The organism is Ruegeria sp. BG7, from assembly GCF_056535685.1.
On sequence record NZ_JBQFIU010000002.1, the window covers coordinates 611,910 to 635,016 of the forward strand.

Consider the following 23,107-nt stretch of genomic DNA (forward strand, 5'->3'; position numbering starts at 1 on the left):
GACCGTTTACAAGTCCCGCGTATGAACGCACCCTGTGTTTGAATTCTGATCAGACCATTCGAACACGGAGACTGCATTATGCAAGTACAGGACACTCACTATCGATCGATTTGGTGGGACAAGTCGGAGGGTGAGGTTCGGATCATCGATCAACGCTGGTTGCCGCATGATTTCTGTGTCGTGACCCTGAAAACTCTGAACGAGTTTGCAGCGGCAATTCGGGATATGTGGGTCAGAGGTGCACCTTTGATCGGCGCGACGGCCGCTTTTGGCATAGCTGAACAGATGTCCCGTGACAGTTCAGAAGCATCGTTTGATGCTGCATATGATGTTCTGCACGCAACGCGGCCCACCGCAATCAACCTACGTTGGGCTTTGGACAGATGCCGAGAGGTTCTGATGCCGCTGGCTGCGTCAGATCGCGCCGAACACGCCTGGGCCTTGGCACAAGACATAGCGGACGAAGATGTCGAAATCAACGCGGCGATTGGTCGACACGGGTTAGCGTTGATCAAGGAGATCGCCGCGCGCAAGCCTGCTGGCGAACCGGTACGGCTTTTGACCCATTGCAATGCGGGTTGGCTGGCGACGGTAGATTGGGGCACAGCCACAAGCCCGATGTATCATGCGCATAACGAAGGCATCCCTCTGCATGTTTGGGTGGATGAAACTCGGCCCCGCAATCAGGGTGCGCTAACCTCATGGGAACTGGGAGAGCATGGCATCCCCCATCGCTACATCGTGGACAATGCCGGGGGGCACCTGATGCAGCATGGGTTGGTTGATCTGGTCATCACAGGCACGGACCGCACAACAGCTCAGGGCGATGTGTGCAACAAGATCGGCACCTACCTCAAAGCTTTGGCCGCGCATGACAACGGAGTGCCCTTTTATGTCGCCTTACCCTCCCCAACCATTGACTGGACGGTGCGCGACGGTGTGGCTGAAATCCCAATTGAGGAACGCGATGCAGGGGAAGTGACGCATGTCCTTGGCGTGGATGAGAATTCGGCCATAACAGATGTTCGCGTGGCTCCGGTAGGGACAGAAGGGGGTAATCCTGCCTTTGATGTCACCCCCAACCGATTGGTAACCGGGCTGATTACCGAACGTGGCGTGTGCGAAGCCTCTGCAGAAGGTTTGGCAGGCTTGTTCCCGGACAGGGCTGGCTAGCTAATCCCGCACAAGCCGTATGTCGCTTGTCAGCGTAAACACAAAGGTTCTTGATCTGCCCCGGCTCTCTTTCCGTTGGCAGATCAGGACAAAAAGCGTCAGGCCGGAACAGCCGTGCGGTTCTCACGGATGGGCAAATGCACGATCGCGCTGAACGCGCCAATTGCCACGCCGATCCACCAAACCATGCTGTAGTCGCCGAACTGGTCATACATACGACCGCCCAGCCAGACACCCAGAAAGCTGCCAAGCTGATGGCTGAAAAAGATAATGCCGTATAGCGTGCCCATATACCGCAAGCCATAAAGGTGCGCCACAAGGCCCGAGGTCAGTGGCACAGTGGCCAACCAAAGTGATCCCATTACCAGAGAAAACACAATAACCGAGATTGGGGTGATCGGCAGCAGGATGAATAAGGCCGCAGCCAATGTTCTGCCTGTATACACTGCAGCCAGCAGGTATTTCTTGGGAAAGTGATTTCCTGCCCAACCGGCCAGCAACGTACCACCGATATTGGCCAGACCAATCAGCGAAATCGACACGGCCCCAAGCGCTGAGGTTGAGGTGATGCCAACGGAATGCAAAACGCCACCAGGTTGGATCGGGCCGCACATCTCGGTCACAAATGCCGGGAAATGAGCGGTGATAAACCCAAGCTGATACCCGCAGCTAAAAAAACCCAGAAAGATCAGCGCATAGGAAGGATCACGGAATGCCTTCCCTAAAATCTCTCCCATGCTTTCATGCAGTTCCGCCTTGCTTGCCGTCTGAGGGGCGCGCATGAAAGGCAGAACAAGAACAAGTGCCAAAATCGCAACCGCAAACACGATGAAGACTTGCTGCCAGGGCAAGAAGGTCATCAACCATTCAGCGGTAGGTGCCCCGAGCACCTGCCCAAAGCTACCTGCGGCTGTGACAATGGCAAGCGACATGGATCGGTTTTCATCAGAAGATGCACGCCCGACCACGGCAAGAACCACGCCAAACCCGGTTCCGGCAATGCCGAAACCCACCAACCAGGCGTATATCTGATGTTCAAAAGGTGTGACGGACCACGCCGATAGCACCATGCCAGCAGCATAGGTCAAAGCACCCAGTATGATGGCCTTGCGGTCGCCGACTTTTTCGGCAATTGCACCAAAGATCGGCTGGCCAATTCCCCAAGCGAGGTTTTGAATGGCAATCGCCAAGGAGAAATCAGTACGCAGCCAGCCAAACTCATCCGCGATTGGAATCTGAAACACGCCGAAAGAGGCGCGCACGGCAAAGCTGACCGTGATGATGATACATCCGACAATAAGGATCGGATTCAGCAGGCGGGCGGATTGCGGCATTCAGACCTCGGGCGTTTCTCGCGATGGACCGTATCGTTTTTCCGGATGGCGTCAATTCAGCAGATTTGTGGTCACGGATAACCAAATTTGATGTGTTGAGAAAATGGTTTCTTTTCAACGCGCGGTGGGGCGGGTAAGGCTCGGGGTTATGACGGATCTGATATCGCTATACGAGGCCCGCGTCGCGGATGGAACTCTGACCCGCGACGACGCGCAAGAGGCCGTTCTTCCCCAATTCGAACGCATCCGTGCGGCGCTGTCCGAGCCCGTCAAACGTGGTTTTTTCCGTAAGGCACCCCCACCCCCCAAGGGGTTGTATCTATGGGGCGGAGTCGGGCGTGGGAAATCTATGCTCATGGACATGTTCGTCGAAACGTTGGGCGATACTCCGGCGCGACGTGTCCATTTTCACGCGTTCATGCAGGAAATCCACGCAGGTATGCATAAAGCCCGGCAAGAGAATGTCGAAGATGCTCTGGCTCCAGTGGCGAAGGACGTGATCAAATCCGTCCGTTTGCTGGCATTTGATGAGATGCAGATCACCGACATCACCGATGCGATGATTGTTGGACGTCTGTTCGATCTGTTGCACGAGGGCGGTGTCGTTGTCGTTACAACGTCAAATCGGCACCCGGACGATCTGTATAAAGACGGGCTGAACAGGCAGTTGTTCCTGCCTTTCATTGCGCATATCAAAGAACAGCTACGGGTTTGGGAACTGGTTTCCCCAACCGATTACCGCCAAAACAGGTTGGAAGGCGCGCCGGTTTATTTTGCACCAATAGGCCCGGAAGCCCGGCAGAACATTCGGGAGGTCTGGAAAGATCTTGCGGGCGGCGCTGCCGAACCGCTTGTGTTACAAGTCAATAGCCGCGCGGTAGAACTGCCAGCCTTTCGCAACGGGGTTGCACGGGCTTCGTTTTACGATCTGTGCGGGCGGATGTTGGGACCTGCTGATTATCTGGCAATTGCCGACGCTGTGAAAGTGCTGGTGCTGGAAGACATCCCACGCTTGTCGCGGAACAACTTCAACGAAGCCAAACGGTTCGTAACCCTTATCGATGCACTTTATGAGGCCAGGGTCCGCTTGATCTGTTCCGCAGCGGCCGAGCCCGAAATGCTGTATGTGGAAGGTGAAGGGACGTTCGAATTTGAACGCACAGCCTCACGCCTGCGAGAGATGCAGGACAAAGATTGGGGCTCCTAGGGGGCTTTGCCCCCGCCGCGCTACGCGCGCCTCCCCCAAGGTATTTTCAAACAGAAGAAGTTTTAGCCGTTTTCGCGCAAAACATTGCCTGCAAGGTAGAGCGAGCCGCAGATCAACACACGAGCTTGAGGGTCTTGGCTTGTAATTGACGCCAGCGCGTCTGACACGCTGCCTGCCGTAGACGCGGGCAAGTCAACTTTTGCCGCAGCAGTCGCCGTTTCTTCTGCGCTGAGTGTCGCGGCTTCACCCGGAATTGATACCGCAGTCAGGCTTGCGGCTTGTCCGGCCAGCGGTGCGAGATAGCCTGTCACGTCTTTGGTGTTGAGCATACCGCAAATCATATGCGTCGGTTTCTGTGGCAGTTTGGCCAGCACATCAGCCAGCGCAATTCCTGCAGCCGCGTTATGACCGCCGTCCAACCACAGCTCGGCCTGCGGTGCCTGTTCGATCAACGGGCCGGTTTTCAGACGCTGCATACGGGCGGGCCATTCGGCTTTGGTCACGGCAGCCTCATAGGCATCATCGCCCATATCCAGATGGCGCAAAACGGCCAGGGCTGCGCCCGCATTCTGAATTTGGTGCGCGCCCAGAAGGTTGGGCGATGGAAGATCCCGCAATCCGGTTTCGTCCTGATAGATCAAGCGTCCGTTTTCCTCATGCACGTGCCAATGTTGACCATGGACCAACAGAGGCGCGCCGAGCCGTGCGGCCGTGTATTCGATGACTTCGAGGGCTTCGTCCTGTTGAGGCCCAACGATGCAGGGCACGCCGGGTTTTATGATCCCAGCCTTTTCGGCGGCGATCTTGCCCAACGTGTTGCCCAGAAACTGCTCATGATCGATCGAAACCGGCGTAATCACAGTCACTGCAGGGTTTTCGACCACGTTGGTAGCGTCCAGACGCCCGCCCAGGCCGACCTCAAGAAGAGTATAGTCCGCTTTTTCTCGGGCAAAGGCCAACAAAGCCGCGCAGGTCGTGATTTCGAAATAGGTTATGTTTTCGCCGCCATTGGCGGCGTAACATTCATCGAGAACTGCAGTCAGATCGGTTTCTGAAATCAGGTCTCCGGCAAGACGAATGCGTTCGTGAAACCGCGCCAAATGGGGCGAGGTATAGGCGTGTGCCGAGAGCCCTGCCCCTTCGAGCCCCGCGCGGATCATGGCCTGGGTCGAACCTTTGCCATTGGTTCCGGCAATATGGATAACCGGGGGCAGTTTGAGCTGTGGATTATCCAGCGCCGCCAGCAGACGCCATACACGGTCCAGGGTCAGATCAATGATCTTGGGGTGCAACGCCATCATTCGATCAAGAATGGCGTCAGATGTCTGAGCGGTCATTTCTGGCCGGTCTCTTCAGCAGCGACTTCTTCGGCTATTGCCGGTTCCGGCGCAGGCAGATCACCCTTGATCGCCGGGGGCTGGTTCATCAACATCCGTGTGATGGTGATCAGCTCTTCGCGCATGTCGGTGCGTTTGGTAACACGGTCCAGCATGCCGTGATCCAACAAGTACTCGGCGCGTTGGAACCCTTCGGGCAGCTTTTCCCTGATCGTTTGTTCAATCACACGCGGGCCAGCAAAACAAATCAGCGCGTTGGGTTCTGAGATATGGACATCGCCCAACATGGCATAAGACGCGGTTACACCCCCGGTGGTGGGGTGGGTCAGAACGACGATGTAAGGCAAGTTCGCCTCTTTCAGCATCTCAACAGCTACGGTTGTCCGCGGCATTTGCATCAGGCTGAGGATACCTTCCTGCATCCGAGCGCCACCTGCGGCAGAAAACAGGATCAGCGGGCGCTTGAGCTTTACGGCCTCTTGCGCGGCGGCAATGATCGCGTTGCCGACATACATGCCCATCGACCCGCCCATGAAAGAAAAGTCCTGCGCTGCTGCGACAATTGGGGTGCGGCCAATTTCGCCCAAAGCAACCAGCATCGCTTCTTTTTCGCCGGTCTTCTTCTGGGCTGCTTTCATGCGGTCGGGATATTTTTTCTGATCGCGGAACTGCAGCGGATCGTCCTTGGGGGCCGGAACGTCAACTTCAGTGAAAACACCGCCATCAAACAGGTGCTTGAACCTGTCACGCGGGGTAATTGCCATATGGTGGCCACACTGGGTGCAGACGTTCTGGTTCTCGGCCAGTTCGCGGTGGAACAGCATCGTCCCGCACTCGTCGCATTTGTGCCAGAGGTTTTCCGGCACTTCACGGCGCGAGAAAATCGAGTTGATCCGGGGGCGGACGTAGTTTGTGATCCAGTTCATGTCGGAACCTTGGCTTTTACGGTGTTGACGTCAAATAAGACGCAACGGAAGGAAATGCAATCAGCGCCTGAGCGCAAGTCGCGCGGCCAGCCAACAAACGAACATCATGACCAGATCCACCAACAGCCAAGGCCGCAGCTGTTCTGCGTCGGACGTGTCAAAGGGCAAGACAAACAGAGCTAGCCCGCTCAGACTGTCGGGTAGAGAGATGAACAGCAAAGCGATGACATTGTTGAAGAAATGCAGGGCTATGGCAGGACCTAATGTTCCTGCTCGGGCCGTCAGATCCGAAGCCAACAGGCCAAAAACGAAGGCCCAAAGCGCAATCAACAGCGCGTTTCCACCCGCCGCGTCGGGCGCATAGTGACCCACCGCAAACAAGATCGATGGCACACCCATCCAAATGATCGGTGAGTTGAACCGGGCGGCAAGGGTTTGCTGGATATAGCCGCGAAACAGGATTTCTTCGGCGCTGACCTGAATCAGGACAGCAAATGCCGCAACTGGAAGCAAAAGCACCCATGTGGTCAGCGGCAATTTTTGGGTCAGTTCCCCTCCCATGCTGTAGGGAGGCAGCAGAAATCCGATGACACCGAGTATCAGCAAGGCTTTCAAAACGCTTACAAACTGGGTCTCGGCCAGACGTCGTTCACCCAAGATGGACCATAGTGTTCGGTGTTGCATCTTGCGTGCCGCCACGGCGACCCCAAACGTTATGAACCCGAAACTGACCAACAACAGAATCAACGCCAGAGGCGAGCTTCCCGCCAAAAGCTCCTGCGCCCATTCGTTCGGGCCCATCGCCACGAGTGCAGCGAAGAAAACCATGTTCAGCAGGCTTACCAAAACACCAATGAGCAAGAGACCCACAAGCAGGCGCCACAGTTCTGGGCGCCTACGCGCGGTTTCCGTCAAATAAGCATGCGGGAAATAAGCCTTAGGCATGGTTATTCGAACTCTCTGGCTCTTCTTCCTGAGTGACTGTAGGCAGCAATTCCTCTGGGTTTTGGGCAGCGGAAATCCTGTTGGACAGCGTTGTCAGGTAACCCGCAACTGTCCGAAGCAACTGCGTGGCAACGGTTGCGTCGCTTTCCACCACAGCACGCAGCTCTTCGGCCCCGATACGCAGGAAAAGACAATCCTCTGTCGCGACAAGATCCAATTGACGATCTTCACCCGTGATGATTGACAAGTCACCAATAAGGCGACCAGGTTCAATGATCGAGATCGGGCGTCGTGTTCCGTCTTCGTTGAACCAATCCAAACGAGCCTGACCCGTAATGCATAGATAAGCGGCGTCCGGGGCCTGACCACGCGAGAAGATGACCTGCCCGGCCTTGACTTCATACCATTGGGCCGAGAAAGCCAGCAGCCGTTGATTGCGCCCGTCCAGACCTGAAAACAATTCTGTGGCTGATAGAATTTCAAGCTTCCGGCTCAGATCATCAGTTGTTCCACCAGTATCTTCAGGTTTGGTTCGGGATACTCCGTCGATCCTTCCCTCCTTGATTTCTACAAATAGATCATAGGCTTCGGGATGGGCAAAATGATCTTCCATGAAGATCATGATTGAGTCCGGCAAAAGCTCTCGCAGTTTCAGGCGGGTCCGCAACCGGCTTTCTGAATCGTGGCTGGCCAGCGCCTTGTCCAGAATCAAAACATCGGGGCGCTTGATTCCGGCGCGTGAAAATGCAGCGCGTTCCTGAAAGACGGTCGGCAGGTTGTTACCGCCCAGACCAGAGGGCAGATCATAGATAATGGCGGCAGCTCTGCGGCGCAGGCCCGCTTCGTTCATAGCCTCGGCCACCACATCTTCGATTTCTTCCGCATGTGCGCCCGCCAACAAGGACACGCGCCCATAGATCGCATTTTCCATTACTGTCAGCCGCGGGACATATAGATCAGGAGTGACAGGCGTAAACAGCCCATCCATTGCGCCCCGCAACCGCTCGGCGTGGCTTTTGCGGATCGTCAGGATCTTGTCCTTGTATTCTTCGGGGAAATCCGGGCCGATCTGCTCGGCTGTCAGCAGGAAAGGCACAGTCAGCAGCAAGGCGTGGTCTTCTTGGCTGAGTTCCGTTTCACCTTTGGCTTTGCGCTGATCTTCTATGTCGAGCAACCGGTGAAACATGTCTTTCGACATGCCAAGCCGCAGGAACAGGGGGTGATCCGCGCCGTCCCGTCCGAATGTTTTACCGAGTGTGTCCAGAACCGCGTTGGAAATGCTCAGAGCCTCGTCCGCCAAATCATGTACGCTGAGCATTTTTACAAAACGGGCGTCCTCGACCAGAAAGTCAGGAGAAATATCGCGGGACGGCGCGGCAAAAAGCAGGTTACCACCCAATGGAACCGCCGGATTAAATCGTTCCGGATCGAAACGATAGACATACCGGTCAAGACCTTTGGCTTTCAAACGCTCGGCAATCGTTTCCCGAAGGTTGACCACTTCCCGCGCCAAAACGGGGTGAATTTCAGGATTAAACTGCGTTCGCAGTGTACGACGGAACATGAACTCGTCGATGCCCATGGCTTCGACAAGCTGGAACCACCAATCGCGAATATCCTCGATACCGTCCAGACCTGCGAGACCGGGATCGATCCATTCATCGTCCAGCGAATCTGGGGGATTGCCAGACCGGACTGCTTCAATTTGCTTGCGGGACGGCGTTCTCTGAGTTTCAGCGCCATGCTGGGGATGTGTCCGCAACGGCATCATCAGGTTATCGCCCAGCGTTCCATCAAACAGATAGGGCCGCGAATAGGCATAGCCAATCCGGGCCGCAATCACAGCTTGGTGCAAGTCATTCAAGTTGTGCCCGGAAACGATCACGTCCCCCTGTACAGGTAAAATCTCGCGGGTCAAAAGCTGACCCAAGGCACTTCTTTCCGCGGCGTGAGAAGACTGGATCGCAACGCGCGCCCCGTGCGGGATAGTCAGATCCAGATCTTCCAGAATAGTTTTGCCGTCGCTATCGCGCACCGTCACGTTGCGCAGCTCAATTGCCCCATCCAAGCGCGGAATCGCTTCGGGTTCTCCGGAAAACAGCTCTTCGGGTATCATGTTGTCGGGGGCGAACCGTTCAGTCACGACCTCCCACCGCAGAGACATGTCCTGAACCTGATTGTAATAGGTCAGCAAATCCTTCCATGGGCCACTGAGGTCCTTATAGGCCCCAAGTGCTGCTACCAGAGCACCCACCGTCACCTCACCCGTGATCGCCAGATATCCGCCCACAGAATAGAACAGGAACGGCGTCATCTGAGTGATCAGATTGTTGAGGAACTTCATGAAGAATTTCTTGTTGTAGATCTTAAAGCGGATCTCGAACAATTTCCCCAAACGGTCGCTGAACTGGGCCAGACGATAACGCCAGCCGCCATTGGTGCGCAGGTCACTGATCCCCGCAGCGCTTTCACCGATTTCCGAACTCAGACGCCGGACTTCCTGAATACGGTCTTTATTCAGCAGGTTGATTTGTCGTTGCAATTTGGGGATCAGCCAAGCCTGTAACGGGATCAATGCGATACTGGCCAACCCGAACCACACGCTTTGCATGAACAGGAACGTGACAATGGTCATCATCTGGCCGAACTGGAACACGGGCTGAGCAATCGCATCGCCCATCAGTCCACCCATCGGCTCAGCCTCGGATGTGATCATCGAAACCAATTCACCCTGACTGGTCGTGGCGAAATAGGATTTTGGAAAGCGCATCGACCGCTCAATCAGCGTAAAACGCAATCGACGCAGCATACGCTCGGCCAGGACGCCCTTCATCGTATTGATGCGCATCTTCATCAAGCCGCTGGCGATCACCGTGCCCAGAAACGCTACGCACAGTATCAGCAGATAGTGGACCTGCGATACCGTTATACCCCAAATGGTAACCGTATCACCCGGAGCACCGATGGCATCATTGATGATTTGCTTGGGCAGTTCCAACGAAGCATAGAGGAACGGAAATGACAGCACTGTCAGCAACAACAAGACCAATTGCTGTTTCTTCGAGTACTTCCAAATAAAAGAAAATAAAGTGGGCTCCATTTACTGGCCTTATCGATAGCTAAACGGATGTGTGGCTAAAACTGGGTGACCCATGTTGCAGGGCCCGACGGTACGCTCTGACTCTGCGCTTTGCAAGGCAAGACAGGCACGCACGCATCCGTTCGCGCCTAACCGAATTTTGCTTTGCACCCAACTGAAAAACGCGGATCGAAGATCGCAATTTCGTTATTGCGGGTTTGTTCCCGAAGGCGTCTTGACTAAAGAGGCTGTGTATCGGACGACGAGGCCATGGGCAGGATTCTGAATCGCTATCTTTATCGCAAGACACTGGAACGTTGGCGACGGGCTGCACAGCGTGTGCAAGACGCAGGACAAGCGGACCTGCGGCAACAGCGTGATCAGGCGCGCGCATTGCGAAGCCATCTTGATCAGTTGATCCAAACAGCAGATTCTCGTCTTATTCGCCCAAAGATCGGGTCCATGCAGTTTGCCAAGCCTGTCGGCACGGACTGGAGTTGCAGACCGGACCTGTGGCGCGGACCGTTGGCGCAACCCGGCGTTGCTTCGGCCCCGCGCAAAACGGCACTTGATGCGCACGTCAGCCTGTTTCATGACTGCCCCCTGTCCGAGATTACAGTGCGCCAAATCCGAAATCGGGATACAGGCGATCTGGCCCCGTTCAGTCTGGCCGTTGAAGTCTTTAGTTTTGAAGGCTCATTTCTTTCGGTGTCCGTGGATCTGCCGGGCGATGCAACACAGAATCTGACGCGTGAGCATTTGATACGGATGGAGACCGTAGTTGACTGCGAACGATCCACCGGGCTGTTCGCGCGCCTCAATATTCAACACGGTCCCAATTCTGAACAGGTACTGCGCCAGTTGAGCGCGTCTGACGCCCGAAACACCGTAGATTTCGATCTGGCCCATCTGCCCCTGAATGAACGCCGGATCGAAAAGATCTGGGTAGATTTGATCTTTGAGACCCCAAGCATGAACCGGATGGTGGTGCGGGACCTGGCGTTCTGCCGCTTCCATCGTGCCGATTTGTGAGGCAATCGGATATGACACAAACCAACTTGACCTTCCTCCGGTTCGAAAATGGACTCTGGCAAGCACATGTTCGGGCTGGACAGGAACCTACGATTGAGGTGCGGTATCGCGGCGAACTGCTGGAAAACGTTAATCTGGCACCCAACGAAAACGGGTGGGATTTGAACATAACGGTGCCTGTTTCAGCTCTGTCTGAAGGCGTCCACAGCTTCGTCATAACCGATCTGGCAACATCGGATAAGCTTGGAGATTTCACCGTCATCGCCGGTGAACCCGCAGCAGATGATCTGAGGACCGAAGTCGCGTTGTTGCGGGCTGAACTGGACATGCTGAAACGCGCGTTCCGCCGGGTTTGTCGGGGCGACGACTAAGCCCGACTAAGCCAAGTCTCTATCTTTTATACCAATTTCCGTGCATCATGGGCATATTCAAAACGGATCGCGCCCGATATGGATCGCAGTAGTATTGTTAAAGTCATCGCGTTGATGGTGACAGGGTTTGGCATCGGCATCGATTTTACCGGTGCTCTGATGCTGGTCCCCGCGATTGAAAACAGCTTTGATGCCGATATCACCAGCACCCAATGGGTTTTGAATATCTACGCCCTGTTTTTTGCGATGACCATGGTAGCCGGAGGACGACTGGGCGATATGTACGGTCATCGAAAGATGATGATCATCGGCCTGTGCATTTTCCTGTTTTCGTCGGTGATGTGCTTTTTCTCGCCCAACCTTGATTTTTTGATCCTGGCGCGTGCGTTGCAAGGCATCGGCGCCGGCTGTGTTTGGCCCTGCACACTTGCGTTTGGGGCGACTAAAGTGTCCAAACCTGAACATCGGGCTCTTGTAATGGGGCTCATTCTGGCAGGTGTGACCACCGGCAATGTATTTGGCCCAATGATTAGCGGATTGGCTGTAAACTTGGGCGAATGGCGGTATTTCTTCCTGGCCAACGTCGTCTTCTCCTGCATTTCGATGGCCACCGCCCTAATCCTGATGGAGCGCGAAACGCAGCACAAACAGGACGAGCATCTCGACTTGGCTGGCATGGGCCTGTTGGCGTTTGCCGTTCTGTTCCTGCTGTATGGGTTGGATGTTGGCGCGGATTGGGGATGGACGTCGGTACCGTTGTTGATGCTTTTCTTCATCAGCGCCGTGCTTTTCCTCTTGTTCCCCAAGGTAGAAAAACGCGTTACCGAGCCTTTGCTGCTGCCGCAAATGATGCAGAACCGTCAATTCAAGATCACGCTTGGCCTGAATATGTTCAACGTTTCAGCCGCCTTTGTTGGGTTGCTCTATTTTCCTCAGTACATGCAAAAAGTGCTGGGCTGGTCGGCATTTGAATCCGCATTGGGGCTTGCTCCGCTGACCGTTTTGCTGGCGGTGGGGTCGATTGTTTCAGGCACGCTGTACAATGATTTCGGACCCAAACGGCTGCTGTTCTGGGGTTATATGATTGCCACAATCGGTGCCGCGACCGTTGTCATTCTGCCAAGCGATCTGGGTTACTTCCGCATTCTTCCGGGCATGGCGATGATCGGTTTGGGAGCGACCCTGACCGTCGGACCATCGGGTACAGCTGCCGTTTGCGCCGTCAAGCCTGAGCGGGCCGGACTGGTCGGCGGGCTAAGCTTTATGACCCATCTGGTTTACGGAGCCATTTCCGTCGCCTGTGCCACTGCTGTTATGTACGTCGTCAGCTTGTCCAAACTGCGTGATGGCCTGCATGCCGCCGGTATCAAACTATCTGAGACCGATTTAAGGGCAATCAACGGCAGTACACTGGATACGGCTTCTGCACATGCGGTGATCAGCCGTTTGAGCGCCGGCGATTTGGCAAAGGTTCAATCCGCCTTGTCCGATGCTTTTAACAGTGGCATGAGCATGGCGTTTGTTTTTTCGACAATATCCGTATCGGTGGGTATCGTGCTGGCGCTGTTGTTGGACGAAAAGAAACTGCACAAGATCGAGAGCTAGGGCGCTTTCAAGACCCGCTGACTCTCGCGATCCCGACCAGCGCCCTATTCAGAAAAGCAACCAACTGCGCATTCAAATAAAAAGGGCCGCGTTCATCGCGGCCCTGATTGAGTTATTGAGAAGGTCCATTCGGATTGAACGCGGACAGGCCCTTGAGGATGTCAATGGCATAAGCCAGTTGGTAATCCTCTTCCCGCAGTTCAGCCGTCGCTTCAGCCTTGGCACGGTCTTCTTCAATTTGGCGAATTTCATCCTCGCTCAGGCTGTCATTGTCCAGGCTACCACGCAGCTCGGCCTCGGACCGGGTAAAGCGGCTGTCCTCTTCCTCTTCAGTCTCGGGCTGCGGACGCGGTTGTTCCACGATGATATCCGGGCTGACACCCAGGGCCTGAATAGAACGACCCGATGGAGTGTAATAACGCGACGTTGTCAGGCGCATGGCCCCGTCACCGCGCAGCGGCATGACTGTCTGCACAGACCCCTTACCAAAGCTTTTTGTGCCCACCACGATTGCGCGTCGGTGGTCCTGCAAGGCGCCTGCCACAATTTCGGACGCCGAGGCCGAACCGCCGTTGATCAGAACAACGATTGGTTTGCCTTCGGCCAGATCGCCCGGCGCGGCATTAAAGCGCTCGCCCTCTTCCGGGTCGCGGCCACGAGTCGAAACGATTTCGCCTTCGTTCAGGAACGCATCCGACACTTTGATCGCCTGCGTCAGCAAACCGCCCGGGTTATTGCGCAGGTCGAGGACAAATCCATTGACCTTGTCAATGCCACCGGCTTCTTCGATCTGTTCCTGCAAACCTTCTTTAAGGTTCGGGAAGGTCTGGTCGTTGAACGTAGTCACACGCAGAACCACACTGGTGCCTTCAGTGCGCGCACGAACAGCCGTCAGTTTGATCGTATCCCGGATGATTGTAACGTCGAAAGGATCCGGCTCACCTTCACGAACGACGGTGATCACAATCTCGGACCCCACCGGGCCACGCATCAGGTCAACAGCCTTATCCAGCGTAAGGCCCAGAATGCTTTCGCCATCGACATGAGTGATGAAGTCCCCGGCTTCAATTCCGGCTGCGTCGGCAGGAGTGTCGTCAATCGGCGATACGACTTTGACAAAACCGTCTTCCTGCGTGACTTCGATGCCAAGCCCACCAAACTCACCCCGCGTCTGAACACGCATCTGTTCGGCATCGTCGGGCGACAGATAGCTGGAATGCGGATCAAGCGAGGTCAACATGCCGTCAATGGCGGCCTCGATCAGTTCTTCGGGTTCGACCTCTTCAACATATTGCGCGCGGATGCGTTCAAAAATGTCGCCAAACAGATCCAGTTGTTCATAGACGCTGGCCTTGTTTTCGGCCTCCTGCGCCAGCAGGGGTCCTGCAATCTGTGTCGTTGCAAGAATACCTGCCAAAGTTCCGGCCAGACCGGCCATCACAAATCTCTTCATACTCGCTTATCCATCCTTGTCGGTCCGGAACCATGTTTCCGGGTCCACGGAGCTATTGTCTTCTCTTACCTCTATATAGAGCGTTTCTGAGCGATCAGTTCCAGTGCCATCACCGCTTGTTGACAATATTGCGCCAATTTCGGGCGTTTCACCGGGCATCAACCCCACCGGAGTGCCTTCGGGGATCACTTGCCCGGGGTTGCCATAGACCTCTTGCAAGCCGGAAAACACAAAAAGCAGCCCGGGCTGCGGTTCAAGAATGACCAGATTCCCCAAATCCAACAGGGGGCCTCGGTATCGGATCGTCGCTGCAGTGGGTGATGTGACCAAGGCGCGCGGGCGGGTTCCCAGCACCAAACCGGCGCGTGTCACCCCCGCAGCATCCGTTTCTCCAGCCTTGTGCAACAAGACGCCCTGGACCGGCAAAGAAATCTGCCCTTTCTGACCCGAAATATCCGCATCGGTTTCAACAATCTCACCTTCCGAGATTTCGGACAGACCGCTAGCAAACCCATCCAACGTTTCCGTTGAAGAAATCAAAATGGCCGTGCGTACCGGATCTTCGACAAATCGTCTGGGCAGATCTGTGCGATCGGCGATGGCCTCGCTCAGACGCGTGCGCGCATCCTGCACCCCGCTGAGACCTTCGGTTAGTGTTTCCGAAGCGCTTTGTTGTAACAGACGCAGTGTCTGCACTTCGTTCAAATCATCTGCCAGAGCCTGCGCTTTGGCGTTCAAGCCCGGAGTGACCTCGGACAGCATTATACCGGCCCGCGCCGCGCCCAATGGGCCCGATGGATGCAACATCAAAACCGGAGGCGCCGTTGTTTCAATGGTTTGCAAAACGCCGATCAACTGCCGGACGTCCTTTTCGCGCGCCCGCAACTCGGCGCTCAGCTGCGCCTCGCGGGTTGCGGCCTGGCGCAGCCCTTCCCGCATCGCGCTCAATCCCGCCTCGTAGGCCTGGATCGATTGGGTAAGCGCACGTACGCGGTCTCGGGCACCGTCAGCCTCGCTTAGCGAGATTGAGGCGTCCTCCAACATCTCTGCGGCTTTCAATGCCGCCAGCGATGAATCTGACTGGGCCAGCGCCGGAACGGCTGAAATCAGGAAAGCCGCAAGGGTCGCCAGTTTCATGACAAAAGGCTTTCTCCGGTCATCTCTGGTGGTTTTGGCAGGCCCATCAATTCAAGCAAGGTTGGAGCCAGATCCGACAAACGCCCCTGCCGTAACTGCGCCCCTTCTGGCCCACCGACCAGCGCCACAGGCACAGGGTTCAGTGTATGAGCGGTATGTGGACCACCCGTTTCGGGATCAACCATCATTTCGCAATTGCCATGATCTGCGGTGACAATCATCGCACCGCGGGCCTTTTCCAGTGCAGCAACAACTTGCGCCAGACCCTGATCCACAGCCTCACACGCTTTGATCGCCGCCTTCAAATCACCGGTATGGCCCACCATGTCAGGATTGGCATAGTTCGTGACAATCAGGTCATACCCATCTTCGATAGCCTCAACAAATTTGGCCGTCACCTCAGCCGCCGACATTTCGGGCTGCAGATCATAGGTCGCAACCTTTGGCGATTTCGGCATAAAACGGTCTTCACCCTGTTCAGGCGTCTCTTTGCCGCCGTTCAGAAAGAAAGTTACGTGTGGGTATTTCTCGGTTTCGGCCAACCGGAACTGGCGCAGCCCTTGTTTGGCCACCCATTCCCCCAGAGTATTCATGATGGCCCGTTTGGGAAAAACCGTGGTCATGTAGGCGTTGTGACCGTCCGAATATTCTACCATGCCCAGCAGTGCCGAGAGAGAGGGCCGCGGCCCTGTGTCAAAGTCGGAAAACCCGGGCTCTCCAATGGCGCGCAGGATTTCCCGTGCCCGATCAGCACGAAAATTGAGGCAGAAAAACCCGTCGCCGTCTTGAACGCCCGTGTAACCATCAAGAACAGTCGGGGTGATGAACTCGTCTGACTCGGACTGGTTATAGGCATGATCGACCGCACCATGGGCGCTTTGCGCCGCCCTTCCCTGCCCTTTGATCATTGCGACATAGGCTTCGCTGACACGTTCCCAGCGATTGTCCCGGTCCATGGCAAAATAGCGTCCGCAGACGGTCACAATGCGCGCGTTTTCAGGCAGGCGCTCTTCCAGTTCCGCGATATAGGTCAGCGCCGATTTTGGCGCTACGTCCCGCCCATCGGTGACTGCATGCAGCGCAACAGGGACGCCAGCATCGGTGATCGCAGTCGCCGCGGCGACGATATGGTTCAGATGCCCATGCACGCCACCGTCCGAGACCAGCCCCATCAGATGCGCTGTCCCGCCCGCCGCTTTCACTTTGGAGATAAATTGTTGCAGGGCTTCATTTTCGAAAAATGAGCCGTCTTCGATCGCCAGATCGATCTGACCCAAATCCATGGCGACAACGCGACCTGCGCCGATATTGGTGTGGCCAACTTCTGAATTGCCCATTTGTCCACTTGGCAGACCTACATCGGGGCCATGGGTGATCAGCGTTGCATGAGGGCCATTGGCCATGATCGTATCAAAAGTCGGCGTATTTGCCAGAAACGGCGCATTGGCTTTGGTGTCTTCGGACAGACCCCACCCATCGAGAATGCACAAGACAACAGGTTTGGGCGCGGCCATAGAATTTCTCCGATTACTGCTCGTGCGCTTCTTCTATCGCCTTGCCTTCGGCGGGTGAACCACCTTTGGGCAGGTGAAAAAGATTTAATAGACGCAGAGGCGCTATTCCTTGAGGTAGCTCTTGTATGGACGTGCCTTTCGATTTCGGTACTTCACAGTAAGGTCCAAAGGCGCGTCATTTTCATCATACACACCCAAGACAATGCCTCGGCCTCTACTTTTGGTACGCATGTCGATCAATTGCTGTTCCGACCTCGTGGTGCGTTGTGACGGTCGCCGCGCCCATGCGAACAGGTGATCATACATTTCAGCGATCACGTTTGCATGCTCTGCGCTGTTGCCCAGATCATTCAGTTCCTGAGGATCGTTTTCCAGATCAAACAGGATCGGTCTGTACCCGCCTTCGCAATGGATCAGTTTCCACTTTTTGTTGGCCACCATGAACATCACCGCTTCGCGAACCGACACTCCTACGATATCAGCGATCGGTGAGCCTGAGTAATCATATTCGCAGATGACAAAGTCCCGGGGCACCTCTTCTGCGGTCCCATGCAGGATGGGCAGCAACGAATGACCTTCAAGGATATGAGTGGCAACGTCACCGCCTGCCAGATCAACAAAGGTTGGAGCCAAATCGATGGACTCGACCAGCGCATCACTGACCGTCCCACGGGTCGCATTTGCTTCAGGCGATGGATCATAAATGATCAGCGGCATTTTGGTCGAAGCATCGTGAAAAAACGTCTTCTCACCCATCCAATGATCACCAAGAAAGTCACCGTGATCCGAGGTTAGAACGATCATCGTGTCGTCCATCCGCCCGGTTTTTTCCATCCAGTCGAACAGACGCCCCATCTGGTCGTCGGCTTGTTTGATCAAGCCCATATAGGCTGGGATCACCGCCTCACGCACATCCTGTCGCGAAAAGGTCTGACCAATCTTTGTGTCCATGAACGCCTTGAGCACCGGATGCGCATTTTGCCGTTCAGCCTCGGATCGCACTACGGGCAAAACATGTTCTGGACCGAACATTGAGGCATAAGGTTCTGGCACGATGTAAGGCCAATGCGGTTTGATAAAGCTCAAGTGGCAGCACCACGGTCCGTTATGTGATTCCATGAACTCAATACCGCGCCCTGTCAGATAAGGCGTTTCACTGTCTTCTTCGGCGATGTTGGCCGCTTCGGGCGCGTTCTTCAGAAACCAGCCGGACAGCACGTTGCCCTCGGCATCCAGACCTGAATTGGCAAAATCATGCCATGGATTGTCGCTCTCGTACCCCTTGGCCTTGAGGAACTTGTTGTACTCCTTCGCTCCGTGCGGATCGTAAAACCCGTCGGGACCCTCGGGCAGCATACCGTCATCGCGTTCGAACACGTCAAAGCCGCATTCGGCAACCCGGGCACCAATCAGGCTGTCGGGTTCCAGCCCCAACCGCGCCATGCCTTCGGCATCGGCGCGCATGTGGGTTTTGCCGACCAGCCAGCAGTCCATTCCCGCCTTGCGCAGATGATCACCCATCGTGATCTCGCCGACTTTGAGCGGAATACCGTTCCAAGACGCCCCATGCGAATGCACATAGCGCCCGGTATAGGTCGACATGCGCGAACTGCCGCAGATTGGTGACTGAATGTAAGCCCGGTTAAACCGCACGCCTTTGGCTGCCAGGCGATCTATGTTTGGCGTGTGCAGGTGCGGATGCCCGTAACAGCTCAGATAGTCCCAGCGTAGCTGGTCGAACATGATGAACAGGATGTTTTTTGCCTTGGCCAACGCGACGCCCCTAAACCTTACGGAAACTTAGTTAGCCATTTCCGTCCGCAGTGCGAAGCAAAACTTTGCTTCAGGCCTGACGTTCCATCTGCTCCAGCATCTTCTTGGCGCGCTTGCATTGCAGCTGATCGCGCAACGGGCTGTTGGGATCCACGTCTTTTTGGCAGACAACGCATTTATCAGCACCCGATATGGCATTCAGACCACCACAGCTGCCTTTGATGGTCTTGCCCATCAGCATGACGCCGAGTGACATACCCACCATAACGAGGGCGAGAAGAATAAAAGCCAGAATAAAAGTGCTCATCTCAGCTCCTCCAGTCAGTTCGATTCCAGCGCGTCTTTGAACGCGGTGCTATGGGCAGTAATATAAGCTTCTTCACCGCCTGTCACATCCCGCGAGATGAAATACACGGCAAGTTTATGCTCTTCCGCCAGTTTCAGGCCCTTTTCCTGACCCAAGGCCAGCATCGCGGTGGCCCATGCATCGGCCATCATCGCGTTTTCGGCCAAAACAGTGACAGAGGTCGTCCGGTGCGTGATCGGGCGTCCGGTCGTGGGATCGATAATATGCGAATAGCGCACGCCGTCCTGTTCGAAGAAATTCTTGTAGTCGCCCGAGCTGGCCATGCCCAGGTCATTCACTGACACGATCAGCTGAATGCTCTGACTGCCCGTTTCCGGTTTTTCGATGCCGATGCGCCAAGCTTCGCCCTTTTCGTTCTGACCCATGGCAACCAGATCACCACCAATTTCAACCAGGTAATTCTCGATTCCGGCGTCCCTTAAGGTTTCGGCAACCGCATCGATGCCATATCCCTTGGCAATTGCAGACAGGTTGATACCGACGCTGGCGTCAGATTTCGCAAGAGTTCCGGCTTCGTCATCCAGCGTCAGCAGACGGCTTTGGCCGACGCCGTTTAACGCGGCCTGGATGTCAGCGTCAGACGGCACCGGATCTTCGGGCTTACGAGGGCCAAACCCCCATAATTCGATCAGTGGGCCAAGGGTCACATCGAAAATTCCACCGGTTTTTTCGTGCACGTCGTTGGCAGCAGCGATGACCAAACCGAATTCGTCCGAGATAGTCATCGGCTCTGTACTGGCCGACGCCGAAAAGACAGAGACCTCGGAATTCGAGTCCCAGTTCGACATCTTCGCGTTGACCTCAGCCAATGTCTCATCGACCGAGGCTGCAAGTTTGGCCTCGTCCAGATCGTCGCCTATGGCAGTGATATTGAAGGTTGTCCCCATCGTTTCACCGGACAGGCGAACCACTTCGGGCTCCTTGTCCAAAAAGCAGCCGGAAAGAAGGGCAACAAGGGCCACAAAAGGCAAAAGACGCATAGGGCGAGCTCCGGGAATTTCTGTGCCCGGCATATGCCAGTGACCCTCGTCAGAGTCAAATCGACATCAGAGTTTTAACGGCAGAAAACCCAATACCAAAAGCCCAACCCCAGCCGGAACTCCAAACAACCACGCTCGCTTCTGCCACCCCGGGGCCTGGTGCTTCCAGGCCATGCGAAAGTTGTGACCACACACGACAACCGCAAAGAAGATCAAAGCGGCCACAGGCGGTGTAAGGTAGAGTCCACTCACAAGCTTGATCGTCCTTTGTTGACCCAGATTTCGTGCATTCGGGCATTTGCACCCTATACAGGTCGTTTAGCTGCGCTAAGGTGAAAGGGAAAGACATTGCAAGAACCATAAGGAGATTGCCCATGGCCCCAACCTCTTACCAGTCACCAACACGCGGCGACAAGGCAGACAAGACGACGTATAGCCAATCGGCAGAATCGAACTTGTCGCACTCACAGACCACCGTGGCCAAACTGCTTGAGGGAAAAGGGGACGCGGTATTTTCGGTGCGGCCAAACGATACGATCCATTCGGTGGTCAACACGCTTAAGGACAAGCGGATCGGGGCCGTTTTGGTGACAGATCAAAACGGAGCCTTGCAAGGCATCCTGTCAGAGCGCGACATTGTGCGGCGCATGGCAGACACACCCGGCCAGACCTTGCCGCAAGCGGTCGAAGACCTGATGACCAAAGAGGTCAAGACCTGTACACCAGACGATCTGCTAAACGATGTGCTGAAGACAATGACCGAAGGTCGTTTCCGCCATATGCCCGTTCTGCGTGACGGCCATTTGAGTGGCGTCATCACTATCGGAGACGTCGTGCATTTCCGATTGAAAGAGCTGGAATACGAAGCCCTTCGAATGAAGCAGATGATTGTCGGCTAGGATCAGCCCGTCGAAAGGAACCTGACGCCTCCGTCCTCGATCTCCGCGGCCGTCAACCGGCCTGAGGCAAAAGCGCCCGTGTCAATCGACAGGACCCTGTTTCTGACACGGGGCTGGTTTACGATTGTGTGACCGTGCACCACCCATTGATCATCGCCGCGCGCGGTTCTTGGGAACATGGGATGTCCCCAAAGGCAGATCTGACGATCCTGAGCTTCGACAGGGCGACGAGGGTCCAAAGCCGCGTGAACAATAGTGACGTTGCCACTGGTCCAGGTCAGGGGCCGCTTTGTCAGCCATTCCAGCAATTCCTGACCCATCGCTTGTCGTAGGCCTTCGGCCAGTTCCTTGACTTTCCGGCTTTCTTCCAGGTCTCCAGTTGGTTTGAGCCCGAATGACGCCAGCGTATGCAGACCTCCGTTTCGAAACCAGAGCCGTGCATGGCGTTCTGGATCATCCAAGAAATGCAACAACATCTCTTCATGGTTACCAAGGAGGCAATGGACGTTCCGATCTGATGCGTCGCTCAGATGGTGCAGATGGCGCAACACTTGCGCGCTGAAAGGCCCCCGGTCAATGTAGTCTCCAACAAAAACCAGAGGGCTTTGATCATCCAAGCGTGGCAACAACGCATGCAACAAATCCAGACGGCCATGAATATCAGCCACCGCCGTCACTCGCGTGGTGGGGGCGATGTCACAGGGGAAGGTATCGGTTGCTCGCCCTGTTTTGCGTTGAAGTCGCTGTCTGATCCAATTGCTTATCATACGGTCTGTTCCCTACCCTTCTCGCCTATTGGCGGCAATGAACAACTGATTGAGCAGGCAAAGTGTTGACCAACGGCCATAGGTTGTCCGATATGGCCTTGAAAGTCGTCAAACGCCATTGGTCTGGTTCATGGACCAAAGCCGTTTGGTCAGCCATGGTTTTGCAGAGCGTTCAGAGGGTTTTATGAAGCGGGTATTGATTACGGGCTCTGCGGGGTTCATCGGTTTCCACCTGGCCAAGCTGCTTCTGGCAGAAGGGTTCCGGGTGCATGGCTATGACGGAATGACCGATTATTACGATGTGACCCTGAAACAGCGCAGACATCAGATCCTATTGCAAACCCCAGGGTTTACCGCGACCGAAGATCGGCTGGAAAACTATGACCGTCTGGTGCAAGTGGCGGACGAGTTCCAACCCGATTTCATCGTCCACCTGGCGGCCCAAGCCGGTGTTCGGCACAGCCTCGAATACCCCCGAAGCTATATCGAATCTAACGTCGTTGGCACGTTCAACGTAATGGAAATCGCGCGTCAGCATGAGGTCGAGCATCTGTTGATGGCTTCGACCTCGTCCATCTATGGTGCCAACGAAGAAATGCCGTTTACCGAAACGGAAAAAGCGGACACGCAATTGACCATCTACTCTGCCACCAAAAAGGCGAATGAGGCGATGGGGCATTCCTATGCGCATCTGTGGAAGCTGCCGACCACGATGTTTCGGTTCTTTACGGTCTATGGCACCTGGGGGCGGCCCGATCTGGCCTATTTCAAGTTTGTGGCCGCCATTTTGGAAGGTCGTCCCATTGATATCTACAATCATGGAGACATGTATCGGGACTTCACCCATGTTGAGGATCTTGTGCGCGGGATCAGATTGCTAATCGATGTGCCCCCGGTCCGGCCGGCCAGCCGTGAAGACATTGAGGACGGCGACAGCCTGTCACCCGTAGCACCCTATCGTATCGTCAATATTGGAAACGGCGACAAAGTGCGCTTGATGGATTTCATCGAAGCTATCGAAGAGGCGGTTGGACAGAAGGCAATCAAGAACTTTATGCCGATGCAGATGGGCGACGTTCATGCGACATGGGCTGACAACCGTTTGTTGCAGCGGCTGACCAATTACCGTCCACAGACGGACCTGAAAGACGGCATAGCCCAGTTCGTTTCCTGGTATCGGGATTATTACGGAAAATAGCGTCGTGTGA

At 55.3% G+C, this 23,107-nt stretch carries 19 protein-coding genes; 7 read left to right on the plus strand and 12 right to left on the minus strand.

All coding sequences use genetic code 11. The features are described 5' to 3' along the window. Window positions 1-78: 78 nt before the first annotated feature. A complete protein-coding gene (mtnA, locus tag ACR3EH_RS20565; protein ID WP_171185381.1) occupies window positions 79-1,173 on the plus strand; it encodes an S-methyl-5-thioribose-1-phosphate isomerase in 1,095 nt (364 codons plus the stop codon). Between the two features lie 98 nt (window positions 1,174-1,271). Here mtnA and ACR3EH_RS20570 read toward each other — a convergent pair whose 3' ends face one another. Then, window positions 1,272-2,507 (minus strand): MFS transporter, encoded by a 1,236-nt coding sequence (locus tag ACR3EH_RS20570; protein WP_171185379.1) that lies wholly within the window; start codon window positions 2,505-2,507, stop codon window positions 1,272-1,274. A gap of 148 nt (window positions 2,508-2,655) precedes the next feature. Between ACR3EH_RS20570 and zapE the strand changes: the two genes are divergently transcribed. Next, window positions 2,656-3,714, plus strand: a complete 1,059-nt coding sequence (gene zapE / locus ACR3EH_RS20575) for a cell division protein ZapE (protein WP_171185377.1) — start codon at window positions 2,656-2,658, stop codon at window positions 3,712-3,714. A gap of 62 nt (window positions 3,715-3,776) precedes the next feature. Here the strand turns inward: zapE and ACR3EH_RS20580 are convergent, their stop codons facing one another. The 4 genes from ACR3EH_RS20580 to ACR3EH_RS20595 form a co-directional block, all read right to left on the minus strand. Beyond that, window positions 3,777-5,051: a bifunctional folylpolyglutamate synthase/dihydrofolate synthase gene (locus ACR3EH_RS20580; protein ID WP_171185374.1), complete on the minus strand. Its 1,275-nt coding sequence runs from the start codon at window positions 5,049-5,051 to the stop codon at window positions 3,777-3,779. After that, window positions 5,048-5,977: an acetyl-CoA carboxylase, carboxyltransferase subunit beta gene (gene accD, locus ACR3EH_RS20585; protein WP_171185372.1), complete on the minus strand. Its 930-nt coding sequence runs from the start codon at window positions 5,975-5,977 to the stop codon at window positions 5,048-5,050. Before accD ends, ACR3EH_RS20580 begins: the two co-directional genes overlap by 4 nt. Before the next feature lie 60 nt (window positions 5,978-6,037). Further along, entirely contained in the window at window positions 6,038-6,847 is an 810-nt protein-coding gene (locus tag ACR3EH_RS20590; protein ID WP_371732116.1) for a CPBP family intramembrane glutamic endopeptidase, read from the minus strand. Window positions 6,848-6,914: 67 nt separating this feature from the next. Beyond that, the gene (locus ACR3EH_RS20595) at window positions 6,915-10,022 is read right to left on the minus strand and encodes an ABC transporter transmembrane domain-containing protein (protein WP_171647163.1); all 3,108 of its coding nucleotides are present in this window, start codon (window positions 10,020-10,022) and stop codon (window positions 6,915-6,917) included. Between the two features lie 249 nt (window positions 10,023-10,271). Between ACR3EH_RS20595 and ACR3EH_RS20600 the strand changes: the two genes are divergently transcribed. From ACR3EH_RS20600 to ACR3EH_RS20610, 3 genes are all read left to right on the plus strand, one after another. After that, window positions 10,272-11,033 carry a DUF6478 family protein gene (locus tag ACR3EH_RS20600; protein ID WP_171185366.1) on the plus strand — a complete coding sequence of 254 codons (762 nt, stop codon included), beginning with the start codon at window positions 10,272-10,274 and terminating at the stop codon, window positions 11,031-11,033. A gap of 11 nt (window positions 11,034-11,044) precedes the next feature. After that, on the plus strand, window positions 11,045-11,404 hold the full coding sequence (locus ACR3EH_RS20605) for a hypothetical protein (protein ID WP_171185364.1): 360 nt from the start codon (window positions 11,045-11,047) through the stop codon (window positions 11,402-11,404). A 78-nt stretch (window positions 11,405-11,482) separates the two neighbouring features. Continuing rightward, complete coding sequence (locus tag ACR3EH_RS20610) at window positions 11,483-13,009, plus strand: MFS transporter (RefSeq protein WP_171647161.1); 1,527 nt, start codon at window positions 11,483-11,485, stop codon at window positions 13,007-13,009. A gap of 112 nt (window positions 13,010-13,121) precedes the next feature. Here ACR3EH_RS20610 and ACR3EH_RS20615 read toward each other — a convergent pair whose 3' ends face one another. From ACR3EH_RS20615 to ACR3EH_RS20640, 6 genes are all read right to left on the minus strand, one after another. Beyond that, the gene (locus ACR3EH_RS20615; protein ID WP_171185360.1) at window positions 13,122-14,462 is read right to left on the minus strand and encodes a S41 family peptidase; all 1,341 of its coding nucleotides are present in this window, start codon (window positions 14,460-14,462) and stop codon (window positions 13,122-13,124) included. A gap of 6 nt (window positions 14,463-14,468) precedes the next feature. Beyond that, a complete protein-coding gene (locus ACR3EH_RS20620; RefSeq protein ID WP_171675954.1) occupies window positions 14,469-15,599 on the minus strand; it encodes a murein hydrolase activator EnvC family protein in 1,131 nt (376 codons plus the stop codon). Continuing rightward, window positions 15,596-17,113, minus strand: a complete 1,518-nt coding sequence (gene gpmI, locus ACR3EH_RS20625; RefSeq protein WP_171185356.1) for a 2,3-bisphosphoglycerate-independent phosphoglycerate mutase — start codon at window positions 17,111-17,113, stop codon at window positions 15,596-15,598. Before gpmI ends, ACR3EH_RS20620 begins: the two co-directional genes overlap by 4 nt. Before the next feature lie 102 nt (window positions 17,114-17,215). Continuing rightward, window positions 17,216-18,886, minus strand: coding sequence for a sulfatase-like hydrolase/transferase (locus ACR3EH_RS20630; RefSeq protein ID WP_171185354.1), 1,671 nt, complete (start codon window positions 18,884-18,886; stop codon window positions 17,216-17,218). Between the two features lie 70 nt (window positions 18,887-18,956). Continuing rightward, entirely contained in the window at window positions 18,957-19,193 is a 237-nt protein-coding gene (nqrM, locus tag ACR3EH_RS20635) for a (Na+)-NQR maturation NqrM (protein ID WP_171094920.1), read from the minus strand. 14 nt (window positions 19,194-19,207) lie between these two features. Further along, window positions 19,208-20,233 carry an FAD:protein FMN transferase gene (locus ACR3EH_RS20640; RefSeq protein WP_253746462.1) on the minus strand — a complete coding sequence of 342 codons (1,026 nt, stop codon included), beginning with the start codon at window positions 20,231-20,233 and terminating at the stop codon, window positions 19,208-19,210. 374 nt (window positions 20,234-20,607) lie between these two features. On the opposite strand from ACR3EH_RS20640, the gene ACR3EH_RS20645 reads away from it, so the two are divergent. Beyond that, complete coding sequence (locus tag ACR3EH_RS20645) at window positions 20,608-21,132, plus strand: CBS domain-containing protein (protein ID WP_171094924.1); 525 nt, start codon at window positions 20,608-20,610, stop codon at window positions 21,130-21,132. A gap of 2 nt (window positions 21,133-21,134) precedes the next feature. Here ACR3EH_RS20645 and ACR3EH_RS20650 read toward each other — a convergent pair whose 3' ends face one another. Then, window positions 21,135-21,800 carry a metallophosphoesterase gene (locus ACR3EH_RS20650; RefSeq protein ID WP_371732117.1) on the minus strand — a complete coding sequence of 222 codons (666 nt, stop codon included), beginning with the start codon at window positions 21,798-21,800 and terminating at the stop codon, window positions 21,135-21,137. Window positions 21,801-22,083: 283 nt separating this feature from the next. On the opposite strand from ACR3EH_RS20650, the gene ACR3EH_RS20655 reads away from it, so the two are divergent. Continuing rightward, window positions 22,084-23,097 (plus strand): NAD-dependent epimerase/dehydratase family protein, encoded by a 1,014-nt coding sequence (locus tag ACR3EH_RS20655; RefSeq protein ID WP_171185348.1) that lies wholly within the window; start codon window positions 22,084-22,086, stop codon window positions 23,095-23,097. The last annotated feature ends 10 nt before the right edge of the window (window positions 23,098-23,107 follow it).